Here is a 13,649-nt window from a genome sequence, read left to right as displayed (position 1 = left end):
CTCTAAGTATGTGAATTAGTTCACATTAATTGTATCATAAATAGAAAAGGTTTCCATTAAAAAATTCAGCCTAATAAAGGGGAAATAAGTCGTGCAGAGGAAGTGAAAACTGGAGTGTTTGCCTTTAAGCTTACACTCCAGTTTTTCTAATTTTGAACTTCTGTATATACCAAGAAGCTCACACCGAACTTATCTGTTACATCTCCGAAACCTGGGCTAAACGGTTGTTCGCCAAATGGCATGTCGACTCGGCCATCTTGTTCTAGCGCTTCAAAAATCCGTTTTGATTTTTCTACATCGTTCGTTGTAATGCCAATTGTGATTTGTTTACTTGATTGTACATGTGTAGGATCAGGAACATCAGAAATCATGACTTCAGATTCACCAATCTGGAGCTTTGCGGATGCGACAAGATCTTTCAGCTCGTCTGTAATCGGCATATCCGGCACTTCAGGCATATCACCGTAAGTGATTAGTGAAAGGACTTCTGCACCGAGCGCTTTCTCATAAAACTTTATTGCCTCTTTGGCTTTGCCGTTTAAATTGATAAAAGGGGTAATTTTCAGTGTCATTTCCATCAACTCCTAGTTTTTTATTATACTAACGATGTTGAATTTATTAGAGACGAAACATTAGCGCACTGGATCACAAAGATCTACGATATCCTCATGTTCCGTCCATGATGAATACATTTCTAACGTCCATTTTTCAGGAACCCTCGTGTAACCATTCTCTTCAATCCACTCATGTAAGTGGGAATACACCTTGAAGATTTCAGAAGCATGACCTCTAAATTGAAGGACGGCTCGCTTTTCTTTAGGAACTGTTAAAGTAACCATGCCTTCTGGAATATCCTCATACTTCTCTACCTCAAAACAAACCCAGTAGCCATCGTCTTCTTCTGAAGTCTCAGCCGCTTTAAATGCTCCGATGAGCTTGACCGGTTCGACGACATGCTTGATCTCACCTTTTCGACGAGCTAATGACTGCGAAGCTTTTGGGATTTCCTGCCCGTATCCTGTCATATCATTGCACACGACACGAAAGCCCACTAGCTTCTTTTGATCGATTTCTTCTATTCCCTTGAGTTTCACAGAATCAGTTTTCTCCACCGAGAATTTCCCTCCTGTAAAGGTTTAGGTGAGCAGTAGAAACTAACACCTCACATATTTACGTTTAAATCCAATCTTCCCGCGATCCACTTCCTTTTGGATACTTTCAGAAGCGTTTAGGATACTGTTCTTTTTGTTCTCGCGCTTAATTTCGACCGGCCCTACTTCTTTCGCGACTTCAACCGCCTTCTCGTGAAGTGGAACATAGGAAATGGCAACAGTAGAGATGAAATTATTCATCGAAGCCTTTGTGCGCTCTGGAGAGTCGTGGATCGTCTCTTTCGCCTGATCGAGTAGCTTTAAGAGCTTGTCCGTATCAAATTCTTCATCTTTACGATTCCCAAGAAGCCAGCAGTAGCAGCTCCAGCCTGCAGACATCTTCAGCTCTTCTCCGCTATTGATCCACTTGTCGCTAACCCTCTGCGCAATATCTGTCTCAGCTAACGTGACTGCAACCACATAATCCGAAAGCATGAAAAAGTACGCATCATCGATCCAACGCTCAAAATCTTCCTCCGTCATCGCTTTCGGATCTGCAATGATGCCAGCAAAGTACATCGCATCGTAGTTCCCCGTAGCATAGAGCTTTTCAGCCAGTTCTTGATCCTTCTTGATTTTCTTCGCGATCGGCTTCATCTGACCTGTAGCGACACCAAAAACCGGCTCATGTGCACCACTTGAGATGTACATTTTCTTCGTGCGTTCTTTGCCGAGTGCTTCTAGTTCTTGCATGACCATTTGTGCATCCATGGTTTACACTCCTTTTTGATTGCTACCGTCTAAAAAACACCATTTTCATTTGGAGAATCCTCAGGCACTGCCTGACCGATATCCCACGCTTCAACAATGCGACCATCCTGGAAACGGAATATGTGAACAACAGCGGCACCGAGGTCTTCAGGGTTTTGTTTAATATGTGAATGAACGGCAACTTCCTCTCCGTCCTCGATTACGCGTTTCACGTCAAAAATCTTATCAGGGGCCGTTTCTTCATTCTCTTCCATCGCAACCATCAATGAATCTCGATCACCTTTGAAATACGGATTATGATGAAGAAAGTTCTCTCCTATGTACTTATCGAATGCGACTCTGACCTCGCCTGCCACAACGAGCTCTAGAAACGATACTGCTTTATCTTTATTGGACAGCTGCTGATTTGGTTTCATTTTTTATCGTCACCCTTTCGCTCAAGAGTTAATCCTTTTTCAACACACCTAAATACGCTTCCCACGGGCCCACATCTTCTCTGTATCGTTCCGCCATGACGCGTACGATTTGCGAAATATGGGTTAAATCGTGCACGACCCATGTGGAAAGCAATTCTCTAAGCTTTACTTCACCGAATGCAGGGTGGTTTCCTGTTAGTTCAAATTGCTCTTCGGATTTAATCAGGCCGATCACGATCAGAACGTTCTGTGACCTCAGGCGCTTAAACGTAGCAAGCTTCGTATTAATCGAATTGTCAGAAGCCTTCGCTAAATGAGCATCGCGATCAAAAGGCGGAAAATCTTTATTTTCTTCCTCTACAATCGTACGCAACCTGGGAATCCAATTACTTCTCTCACACTCAATCAAATGATCGAGCACTTGTGAAGGGCTCCACGTACCCTCTCCTTCGTTGCATGTCAGCCATGCATGCGATAAACCAGAAAGAAAGCTATCCAGTGTTTTTGGTGTACGCTCTAGCATCCCAATCGCTTCTTTTAGATTAAAATCCATCTGTTGTCTCCCCCATCCGTGTCGATAAAAAGTGTAGAGAAGCTTTTACTCCTCTACACCATCCTCTTTATTCTTATCCAATCTCTTACCATCTTGCCGTAAGCATTTTCCTTCTCGTATAGAATTCAACGCCATCTGATCCGTTCGCGTGAAGATCACCATAGAATGAATTCTTCCATCCAGAGAACGGAAAGAATGCCATTGGTGCCGGCACTCCGATGTTTACGCCTAGCATTCCGACTTCTATTTTCTCACGGAACATACGTACATGACTACCGTTTTGTGTAAAGAGACAAGCACCGTTTCCAAAGTCAGATTCATTCGTTAATTCGATCGCTTCTTTCAGACTCTTAACGCGCACGATCGATAGCACTGGCGCGAAAATTTCATCTTTCCATATTTTCATCGATGGCTTCACGTTATCAAAGATCGTCGGTCCAATAAAGTAGCCACCTTCTTCATGATACGCTTCATCTTTTCTGCCGTCACGTACGAGTGTTGCGCCCTCATTCTCGCCGTGCTCGATGTAGCTCTCCGTCTTTTGTTTATGTTCTTTTCGAATTACAGGACCGAGGAACACGTCGTCTTCAAGACCGTTACCGATCTTGATCTCATCCGCTTTTTCATTCAGCTTCTGAATGAGTGGTTCAGCCACTTCATCGACCGCAACAACCACCGAGCATGCCATGCATCGCTCACCTGCAGAGCCGTATGAAGCTGCGATGATTTCTTTTACAGCAGCATCAAGATCAGCATCAGGCATCACGATGGAGTGATTTTTCGCCCCAGCTAGTGCCTGTACACGTTTCCCATGCGAGGAAGCCGTTTTGTAGACATACTCTGCAACAGGCTGAGAACCTACGAACGAAATCGCGGGAACATCTTTGTGCTCAAGAAGTCCGTTCACAACATCATGTGCACCGTGAACGATGTTCAGAACACCATCAGGTAACCCAGCTTCTTTAAAAAGCTCCGCAAGTCGGTTTGCGAGAAGTGGCGTGCGCTCAGATGGCTTCAGGATGAACGTATTCCCCATCGCAATCGCAAGTGGGAACATCCAGCACGGTACCATCATCGGGAAGTTAAACGGCGTGATGCCTCCTACTACACCAACAGGATAACGATACATACCGGATTCAAGGTTCGTTGCGATATCCGGAAGCTGTTTCCCCATCATTAAGTTTGGCGCGCCAGACGCGAACTCCACGCATTCAATGCCTCGCTGTACCTCACCATACGCTTCTTTATAGCTCTTCCCGTTTTCTTTCGTGATTAATTTCGCTAGCTCTTCCCAATGGTCAACGAGAAGCTGCTGGTATTTGAAAAGAATACGCGCTCGCTTTGGAACCGGAACCTGACTCCAGGACTCGTATGCTTCTTTCGCTACTTGTACAGCCATCTCTACGTCAGCTTTCGTCGAGATCGGAACTTGAGCGATTTCTTCACCAGTTGCCGGATTCGGTACAGACTGGAACTGATCCGTTTTTGCATCTACCCATTCACCGTCTATATAGTTCTTCAATACGTTTGTCGCTGTCGTCGTCATGTTTCTGTCTCCCTTCGTTTTAGCGCGTTACTTTTTCTTGAAATTGATAGTCATAGCACGTGTGATAAAGTGCCTCTAACTCTTCTTTAGATGGCAGGCGTGGGTTGTTCTCGGGACTGCCGCTATCTAGCGCATCCTCGGCCATCTTCGGAATCGCTTCTTTAAAAGCTTTTTCATCGATTCCCCATGCTTTTAAGTTCGGAATCTTCAAAGTGGAACAAAGGTTCTTCACGGATGTAACTGCGAGTTCCGCTGCTTCACTGTCCGAAAGGTTCGCCTGAGCAGGTTCGAAAATACGTCCGAGATCAGCAAGCCGATCCGTACAGCTGTCTTTGCTGTATTCGAGTACGGCTGGTAGAAGCATCGCATTCGAATAGCCATGCGGCACGTGGAAAAGCGCTCCGATCGGACGCGACATCCCGTGGACAAGGCAAACAGATGCGTTCGTAAACGCCATCCCAGCTTGAAGTGCCCCGAGGCTCATCGCTTCACGAGCATCGAGATCGTTTCCATCACGGAAAGCAGGCACGATATTCCACGCGATCAGTTTCATAGCTGAGAGCGCGATCGTATCTGTCATCGGATGCGCACGTTTCGATAAATACGCTTCAATCGCATGACTGAGCGCATCGACGCCGGTCGCAGCAGTAACGTGCTCTGGTGACGAAACGGTTAAAAGTGGATCGACGATGGCAACATCAGGCATGAACGCTGGCTGCTTCATCATCATCTTCACATCATCCGCCGTGTTCGTGATAACCGTCACATCTGTTGCTTCTGATCCCGTCCCAGCCGTTGTGGGGACGGCAAGGTGCGGTAATGGGGCTTTCTTCGCAGTCATTTTGTTTGCCCTGTAGTCACCTATGTATCCTCCGTTTGTTGCGAGCACCGCGATCGCTTTCGCAGTATCGATACAGCTTCCACCGCCTATCGAAATGACAACATCACATTCAGTCTTTTTCAGTAGTTCGAGTGATTCACTCACATAGAGATCTGTAGGTTCAGATTCAACACCCGAATACCGTTCACTCTCTATGCCTTCCTTCCGAAGGAGGACTTCACATTCATCCACATATCCAAGTTTCAGCATAACTTCATCCGTTACGATGAGTGCTTTCGTTCCCCTTAAGGCAGCTTGTTCGCCAACCTTTTTAAACGACTCTCTTCCATACAGGATCGTCTGAGGGGTACGAAATACAGCAAAGTGTTCCACAACATCTCTCCTTTTTCTGACAGAAGTAAGACCGTTCTGGATGCGCTTTCTTACATATGAAGTCTCGCTTTACTATCTTCTTGATAAAGGGATGTCATTCCTACTTATTCAGAAAATTTAGATTAACGATTACAAGACTTCGGAAGTCATGTTACACTTCTGTCGAAAAAAAGACCCGTAGATTTGTATTTCAAAGGGTTTAGTTTAGAGGTGCAAAATCATTAAAAATGAGGGTCATAATACACACGTTTTGACAATCTAACTGACAGACATAGCGCATAAAAAAAGACTCCTTATCATCAACGGAGTCTTTTGTCATAACAGATAGTGATTTTTATTTCTTTTTATTCCATTAAATTCTCTTATGTCGAAGACTTTCGAATTGAAAGAGACGCCCATACGGTATATTGAAAAAAAAGCTTTATTCCATATAGCCTTCTTATCCTTTCACTTTACTCCTCCTTTCCCGATAAATGGAACTCTGTAATTTCTGGAGGATTGTTGAACCTTATCGGAATAATGCTCACTCCCACGCCGCGATTGACATAAAGGTTGTTCTCTTCTTTTCCATATCCTTCTTTTATCCACCCATCTACATGTGCTTCGCCTTTGGTAATAAGATTCTTCCATGACCAATGAGGTGTAAAAGGAATACGAATTTGACCGCCATGAGTATGACCAGCGACCGCGGTTGGCGCGTCTCCCTGTGGGATATCATCAAACGTTTCTGGATTATGCATGATCACAAACCGCGCTTCTTCATCACCTAGGTCTTCAAAGGCAAGGGAGATATTGTCTTTTTCCGGCCACCGAGCACCGATACCTGTAATAGAAAGCGCTTCCTCGGAATTTTCTGTTTCCAGAGATACCGAACGATTGTGCAAAATTTCGATGTCGATTTCCCTTAGCTTTTCTTGCACCCGTTCTGCTGTATCCATGTTGGGCTTTACCTTACGAGCACTCATATTATAGTCATGATTGCCCAGAACTGCATAAACAGGAATGTCTTCATCTGTAAGAGGTTTCAAATAAGATTGTACTTTGTCCATCTCACTTTGATGGTCGTTTACGGAATGGTAGACATAATCCCCAAGCAGGACCACTACATCCGGTTTCCGTTCTATGACTCTATCCACTATATCTTCCATAATTCTTGCATTATCTAGCCACATACCTACTTGAAAATCAGCTAAAGCAATGATTTTTTTCCCTTCCCAGCTTTTAGGAAGATTAGGAATTGTAGCTTCTTCCTTTTCCACATCAATGGTGTAAGGCTCCACCATTCCCCATGTTAAAAATATCACTAAACTTGCCAAAGCGATGTACAATGTTAATCTTCTTTTTGATTTCAAAGCTTTCTCCCCTATCTTCCATTTTAAAGAATAATCCATCTACTAATTATTAAATAACCGACATATTAGGACCTTTCTTGATATTTTATACTCTTCCCATATATGAACAGCCAAAACCTAAGTGTTGTTAACCTTCATATTGCTTCCCACATCACGTTACTTATCCTCACGAAAGTAAATTATCACTATCTATTTGGGCTATATAGTTTTAATAGTAATTGAGACGTATTATGGTAGTTTGGAAAAAGATAGAGAAAAAACCCAGAAGAAGATTCAGTACAAAACGAGGCAGAATATCCAGAACTTGAGTGTAAGAGCTCGACGAAACTTATGACGAAAAGAGGATTGCTTTCGACTGAGTCTTCCACAATCCTGGCTTTGAACATAACAAAATGCCCTGTGTCAATTCACAGGGCATTTTTCATGTTATTTATAGGTTATGGTCAGGCTACCATCAATTGATGTAGCGATATTCCATCAAGCTGTTCAGGATCTGAAGCTCTTGCAATAAGGATTCCCCGACATTCGTCTCGAGAACTTTCTTCCGCTCAAGCTCTTTATCAACTAGTCTCTTAACGGATAGCACGTCTGCACCATCTAAGAGCACTTCTTCCTTTGAGTTAAAATGCTTATGAGCGACGAGCTGCATTCCGAATGAGTTGAACAATAATGTGTATCCTGCGATTCCTGTCGTCGATTGATACGCCTTCGAGAAGCCGCCATCAATTACGACCATCTTTCCGTTCGCTTTCACCGGATTTTCTCCTTCGATTTCTTTAACCGGCGTGTGACCATTGATGATATGACCTTGGTCAGGATTAAGATCAAACTCCGCTAGAAGCTTGCGACACGTTTCTTCTTCTTCACGTAAATAGTAATAAGGATTCTTTTTCTCTTTGTGAGATGCTTTGTCTTTAATAAAGTAACGTTCAAACGTCGTCATTTCGCGCTTCCCAAACAGAGAAGAATATTCCCCGGTCCATAAATACCAGACCATATCTGTCGCGAGGTCATCTGTCTTCTCCGGATGAGCATATGCATCACGCAAATATCGCTCGAACACATCAAGAAGTTCACGCCCAGCAAACGACTTATCTTCAATCGTCATGCTCTCCATGTTTCCTTCTTCATCTAACGGAATGCAGCCGTGGATCAAGAGGTTGCCGTTGTATCTCAAGTAGAGGCTTCCTTTTTTCATAAGAAACTTCATATGACGCGCGAGCTTCTCGGAATGCTGAAGTGAGAACAATAGCTTGTCCATCACTTCCTGCTCTTCCTCTAAAAGCTTTTCCGGTTGCTCAGGATCGATCGTGTCAAAACACGTATTCTCGAGGTCATACGTTTTTCCATGAATCGTGATTTTGCTGTTCTCATGATCAATCTTTTCAAGCAGAAGTCTTTCTGACATATTGAAGTAAGGACGGCGCTTAATAATCGGACTCTCTAGCTTAAACTGAATCATCGCGATCGCCTGATGAATCTTTGTGATTTGTAAAAGTTCCTCTTCTGACGTTTGATCGTCTTTGTCTATTTTCGGTCTGAAAGCAGGGTTGTCATCATAGTACTTCTCAGCTAGGTTTAAGAGCGGACGAAGGTTAATCCCATATGCATCTTCAATGATCTCGAGGTTATTGTATCTCGCGCATATCCGGATGATGTTCGCAAGACACACCTTTGACCCAGCGAACGCTCCAACCCAAAGAACATCATGATTCCCCCACTGAATGTCGACGGAATGATAGTTGATCAACGTTTCCATAATCTTATCAGGCTCTGGTCCACGATCGTAAATATCTCCGACCACATGCAGATGGTCAACGACTAGCCGCTGCGTTGTATAGGAAAGACCGATGATGAGCTTATCCGCCTGACCGAGCGAGATCACCTGTTGAAGGATTTTTTGATAATATGGTTCCTTGTTCGCGTCATCGGATTTATAGAGCAGCTCTTCGATCACGTACACAAACTGTGTTGGCAATGCTTTTCGTAACTTTGAACGTGTATATTTAGAGGATGCGTACGAAATAAGCCTGAACATACGCTCGATCGTATCGTTGTACCACTCGTATAGTTCTTTCTCATTGCCGAACGTATTCTTGATAAGCTTAATTTTCTCTTCAGGGTAATAGACGAGCGTAGCGAATTCATCAAGTTGGTCATCTGATAATTCACCTTTAAAAAGATCCTCGATCTTCTCTTTCACTTTCCCTGAACCGTTTCGTAACACGTGTTGAAAGGCTTGATACTCTCCATGTAAATCACTAACAAAATGCTCTGTCCCCTTCGGCAAATTCAAGATCGCCTTAAGGTTGATGATTTCTGTCACGACTTTTTCTTCACTATCATATTTCTGAGCTAGAAGATCTAAGTATTTCGTGTTCACTGTGATGTAACCCCTTTCAAAATCAGTTACGATTTATGTATGTCTCTATTATAAGAGATAATGAAATTGAAATTAAACCTTTGTTTTGTTAAAAAATAGCCCAACATCCACCATTCTATCATTTTCTGTTCTATCAGTTAGTAGGTTTCACCACATTCCCCTGTGGGAATAGTGGACTAACTGTATGATGGAGGTTAGTGAAATGAATGGAATTGCAATCACAAAAAGCGTTCAATGCGATACGGAATATAACGATCTAACACATGTTCTTGTTGTTAAACCCACGTTTATGAGGATAACTGAAATTATAAATGAAACACAGAAGCACTACGAAACTAGCAACATCAACGTCCCGCTCGCGCTTAAGCAGCACGAGAACTTTGTTTCCGTTTTACAAGAAAACGGAGTCCATGTTAGTGAGCTTCCAACGGACCCTCATTTGCCTGAACAGGTGTTCACAAGAGACATTGGCTTCACCATCAACGATAACTTATTCGTTGGTTCGATGAATGAGCGTGTGCGTCAGGCTGAAACTAACATTTTAAAAACTTGGCTCACTGATCGTGACATCTCATATCAAGAAGGTCTCCCCGGCTCAATTGAAGGTGGCGATGTCGTCATCGACGGTTCTACGATCTGGGTTGGCGTTAGTGGCAGAACATCACAACGAGCGATCAAAGAACTACAACGTCGCCTACCTCAGTATCAAATCGAGCCACTCGCTTTGGATAACGACATTTTACACCTTGATTGTGTCTTTAATATTATTTCCGATGACACGGCGCTCATCTACCCAGAATCGTTCACCAAAGACGGGTTAAAAAAGATTTCCGCTCGCTTCAATACACTCATCGAGGTAACGAAAGATGAGCAGTTCGAAATGGGCCCGAACGTTCTCTCGATTGGTAACAAGAAAATTGTGAGTCTTCCTCAGAATGATCGATTGAATTCTGTATTGAAATCAAATGGCTTCAACGTCATTCCAATCGATTTTTCAGAAATCATTAAATCAGGCGGTTCTTTTCGCTGTTGTACCTTACCACTTGTGCGAGGATAGTATGTAGCACCAAACAACGTTAAAGGATTAACTCGTTACAATCGGATTTCAATTATCAAAGTTCTCCCACAATCTCAGAATTTCAGTCCGTTTATGATAATGTATGAATCAAGGAATTTCCCCCAAATTCCTTCCCCCCTTAAATTATAAAATAACGTAACCCCCTACTCGGTGTAGGGGGTTATCTTTGTATAGCAGCATTTACCTCTTATTTTCCTTATAATACTCTTTCACAAGCTCATCCATGACTTTATTGGTGCGAAGCGCTGTCGTTCCGGTACTTGGAGAAGTTCCTTTTTCAAGCAATTCATTCACCACATTTTGAATATGGGGCTGCTGAATATGTGTCGGGTGCTCGATTTCGAAAGACTCTTCTCCTGATTCCGTTAGTAAGGTGATCGGCTTATGATCAAACGTTGAAAACTGGATTTCTCCTTTCGTTCCGACGATGCGGTTATCATCCTCATTCTTATAGGAAGAGAAGTTCCATACGCCTGTTCCGACAGCGCCGTTCTCAAATCGCCATACACCACTAACTGTATCTTCTGCTGGATAAGAATCGGCTAAATTATATGCTGACCCTTTCGTCTCTTCTAAAGGTCCAAGTAAATAATCGAATAAATCTAACGTATGAGAACCGACATCGTAAAACAATCCAGCTCCACTTTTTTCTGGAATGACGCGCCACGGCCAATTGCCTTCCTCATCTTTTTGGACAATTTGCTGCGTCTGTTGAATTGAAACAAATCGAACGTCTCCAATCGCACCGTCTTCGATTAACTCTTTCACCTTAAGAAATCTTGGAAGTGACCTTCTGTAGTACGCTACGTATAACGGGACGTTATGTTTCTCGCAGGCTTCTACCATCTCTTCACATTCTTCTAAACTATTTGCCATCGGCTTTTCTACATACACAGGCTTCCCGGCTTCTGCAGTCATAAGGGTGTACTGTTTGTGTGTAGAAGGCGGAGTAGCAATATAAACAGCATCGACTTCGTCGTCATAGATTAGATCTTCTGCTTTGTCATACCATTTAGGAACACCGTGTCGTTCCGCATAATCTTTCGCCTTCTCCCCATTTCTTCTCATAACAGCGACAAGGGAGCTTTGTACAATCAGTTGAAACGCGGGGCCACTTTTGACTTCAGTAACATTGCCACACCCTATGATTCCCCATCTTATTTTTTTCATCTATATACCTCCTATGAATACTAGGTCTGCTTAGTATGAATGCTTTAGGGACGATACCCAGATTAGATTGATCTTACACTAGAAAATTACAGATTGATAGAGATGGTGCACGAAAGTACAGATAAAAGAATCACACCCTCAGATTAGGTGTGATTCTTTTTAATGCTATCATTTCACATTTACTCGTGGTGGTGCCCATACCCCTCTTCCATCTCCATCGCTTCCTCTTTCGTACGATGCACCGTTCCAAACGGATGATTTGGCGGAGCATAGATGGAATAAAGCTTAATCGGCTCTTTCCCTGTATTTGTTAGATTGTGCCACGTTCCAGCTGGGATGACGATTGCATAATCATCATACACAGGTACTTCAAACGGCAAATTATCTTTCGTCATTCCCATTTGAACAAGACCTTGCCCTTGTTCGAGACGTATAAATTGGTCTAGATTCGGATGCATTTCTAAACCGATGTCTTCTCCTACACCGATACTCATCAACGTAATCTGTAGATATTCTCCTGTCCATAACGCTGTCCGAAACGTATTGTTTTTGAGCGTAGCTTCATTAATATCAACCACGAATGGTTTCGGTCCATAGTCTTGTAGAGGAATTCTTCCTATCCCTTTAGTAGCCGGTTTGTGTGACTTTCTATCGTAACTAAACGATCCTGGATCATAGGACATCCAACTCATTCCCTTCACAGTTTCTAACCTCATGCTATTCACATTGGTATGGGAGTGTACCTAGACAATTACTTGGATCGTTTCATAGACTATTGGCTCTCCTCAAGCTCTCACCTCTGAATTCTTCACATGTCTTGTGCTAAACTAATTGAAATAAGCTTCGCTATGCTGAAAAAGAAGCTTTCAACCGGTATGAACATTCTCAATTATTGAAGGTGCTAGTTTATGATAAAAGTGTTTTTGCTTATGATCGCGTTCGGAGTTGGATATTTATTCGACTTAATGAACATTCCCGCCGGGTGGTTACTCGGCGCGATGCTTGTCGGCGTGTATTACCGTCTCATGATCAATGAGATTTCCTACCCGAACCTACTGTTTGATATATCACTCGCTGTAATCGGCGTAAGTATCGGAATCAGTATAAAAGTGTCGATGTTTAAAGAGGTTGCAAGTTACCTCTTCCCACTAGCAGTGTCGCTCGTCATCCTGCTCGTTGCGAGCTGGATTCTTGGGAAGGTGCTTGGACGTTATTCGAACCTCGATCGGAAGACAGCTCTCTTCTGCTGTCTACCTGCAGGAGCTTCTGTCATGATGGCACTCAGCCGAGAGTACAAAGCGAACATGGGCATGGTCGCTGCCTTTCAAACCGTCCGCATTATGATGCTCGTTGCGACGATCCCAATCGTCGCTGGATTCATGACTTCTTATCTAAACACGAAGGAAGTGGAATCGAGCGGACTAAATAAAGCTGTTGAAGGTGCAGCACCGATGTGGCTCGCTATGATCTTTTATCTAGTTCTCGTTGTTGTTACGCTTCTACTTTCTAAGAAATGGAGGATTCCAATCGCTCCTTTCCTCTATTCGATCGTTCTCGCCTTCGTTTTTCACGCTTTCGTCCAGCCACTTCCTTCAATGCCAAACTTAGGCGTTGGACTCGGGATGGCGATGCTCGGTGTGATTATCGGAGTCCGATTCGATCGGAAGTCACTATCAGATATTAAGCAGATCGGATGGACAAGTCTCTGGATACTCGTGTCCTTTTTCTTCCTTACGTTTGTCGTGACGTATGTTTTCTATCTCATGACACCGCTCGACTTCATCACGAGTCTACTCGCAATCGTTCCTGCGGGTGCACCGCAGATGGCATCCGTCGCCGCATCACTCGACCTCGATGGAAGCGTCGTCGCAGCCATGCAGGTCATACGACTATTGATCCTCATCCTCTTCATCCCAATGCTCGTCCCTTTCCTTGTAACGAAAGGGGAGAAAACGCGGGAAGAACCAGTAGAAAACAGATAGAATATGCCAACCTCGGTCGAGGTTGGCATTTATCTTTAGAGCTTCGGTCGCATTTGACCATTCACTTGCTGGCGCCATTCATCAAACGTCTTGA

Annotated in this window: 13 protein-coding genes; 2 read left to right on the top strand and 11 right to left on the bottom strand. The window is 43.5% G+C overall.

Annotated elements, in window-relative coordinates; all coding sequences use genetic code 11:
* Window positions 1–146 precede the first annotated feature (146 nt).
* The 9 genes from LCM09_RS07950 to LCM09_RS07910 all read right to left on the bottom strand — a co-directional run bounded on the left by LCM09_RS07950 (window position 147) and on the right by LCM09_RS07910 (window position 9,325).
* Window positions 147–572, bottom strand: coding sequence for a VOC family protein (locus LCM09_RS07950; protein WP_224880415.1), 426 nt, complete (start codon window positions 570–572; stop codon window positions 147–149).
* Between the two features lie 60 nt (window positions 573–632).
* Entirely contained in the window at window positions 633–1,112 is a 480-nt protein-coding gene (locus LCM09_RS07945) for a GyrI-like domain-containing protein (protein WP_224880413.1), read from the bottom strand.
* A gap of 42 nt (window positions 1,113–1,154) precedes the next feature.
* Window positions 1,155–1,862: a DNA alkylation repair protein gene (locus tag LCM09_RS07940; protein ID WP_224880411.1), complete on the bottom strand. Its 708-nt coding sequence runs from the start codon at window positions 1,860–1,862 to the stop codon at window positions 1,155–1,157.
* Between the two features lie 29 nt (window positions 1,863–1,891).
* A complete protein-coding gene (locus LCM09_RS07935; RefSeq protein ID WP_224880409.1) occupies window positions 1,892–2,278 on the bottom strand; it encodes a nuclear transport factor 2 family protein in 387 nt (128 codons plus the stop codon).
* 28 nt (window positions 2,279–2,306) lie between these two features.
* A complete protein-coding gene (locus tag LCM09_RS07930; protein WP_224880408.1) occupies window positions 2,307–2,831 on the bottom strand; it encodes a DinB family protein in 525 nt (174 codons plus the stop codon).
* Window positions 2,832–2,916: 85 nt separating this feature from the next.
* The gene (locus LCM09_RS07925; protein WP_224880406.1) at window positions 2,917–4,377 is read right to left on the bottom strand and encodes a CoA-acylating methylmalonate-semialdehyde dehydrogenase; all 1,461 of its coding nucleotides are present in this window, start codon (window positions 4,375–4,377) and stop codon (window positions 2,917–2,919) included.
* Between the two features lie 19 nt (window positions 4,378–4,396).
* Window positions 4,397–5,590, bottom strand: coding sequence for an iron-containing alcohol dehydrogenase (locus LCM09_RS07920; protein ID WP_224880404.1), 1,194 nt, complete (start codon window positions 5,588–5,590; stop codon window positions 4,397–4,399).
* Between the two features lie 452 nt (window positions 5,591–6,042).
* Entirely contained in the window at window positions 6,043–6,981 is a 939-nt protein-coding gene (locus tag LCM09_RS07915) for a metallophosphoesterase (RefSeq protein ID WP_224880402.1), read from the bottom strand.
* A gap of 415 nt (window positions 6,982–7,396) precedes the next feature.
* The gene (locus tag LCM09_RS07910; RefSeq protein WP_224880400.1) at window positions 7,397–9,325 is read right to left on the bottom strand and encodes a fructose-1,6-bisphosphatase; all 1,929 of its coding nucleotides are present in this window, start codon (window positions 9,323–9,325) and stop codon (window positions 7,397–7,399) included.
* Between the two features lie 202 nt (window positions 9,326–9,527).
* Here LCM09_RS07910 and LCM09_RS07905 point away from each other — a divergent pair, with 202 nt between their 5' ends.
* Window positions 9,528–10,382, top strand: coding sequence for a dimethylarginine dimethylaminohydrolase family protein (locus LCM09_RS07905; protein ID WP_224880399.1), 855 nt, complete (start codon window positions 9,528–9,530; stop codon window positions 10,380–10,382).
* A 201-nt stretch (window positions 10,383–10,583) separates the two neighbouring features.
* Here the strand turns inward: LCM09_RS07905 and LCM09_RS07900 are convergent, their stop codons facing one another.
* Together LCM09_RS07900 and LCM09_RS07895 are read right to left on the bottom strand one after the other, a co-directional pair.
* Window positions 10,584–11,573: a Gfo/Idh/MocA family protein gene (locus LCM09_RS07900; protein WP_224880398.1), complete on the bottom strand. Its 990-nt coding sequence runs from the start codon at window positions 11,571–11,573 to the stop codon at window positions 10,584–10,586.
* A gap of 179 nt (window positions 11,574–11,752) precedes the next feature.
* Entirely contained in the window at window positions 11,753–12,274 is a 522-nt protein-coding gene (locus LCM09_RS07895) for a cupin domain-containing protein (RefSeq protein WP_404800800.1), read from the bottom strand.
* Between the two features lie 207 nt (window positions 12,275–12,481).
* Between LCM09_RS07895 and LCM09_RS07890 the strand changes: the two genes are divergently transcribed.
* Window positions 12,482–13,555, top strand: a complete 1,074-nt coding sequence (locus LCM09_RS07890; RefSeq protein WP_224880396.1) for an AbrB family transcriptional regulator — start codon at window positions 12,482–12,484, stop codon at window positions 13,553–13,555.
* Window positions 13,556–13,649: the final 94 nt, after the last annotated feature.

Source organism: Guptibacillus algicola (assembly GCF_020171805.1).
Lineage (GTDB): Bacteria > Bacillota > Bacilli > Bacillales > Guptibacillaceae > Guptibacillus > Guptibacillus algicola.
This window is presented reverse-complemented; position numbering and strand designations above follow the sequence as displayed.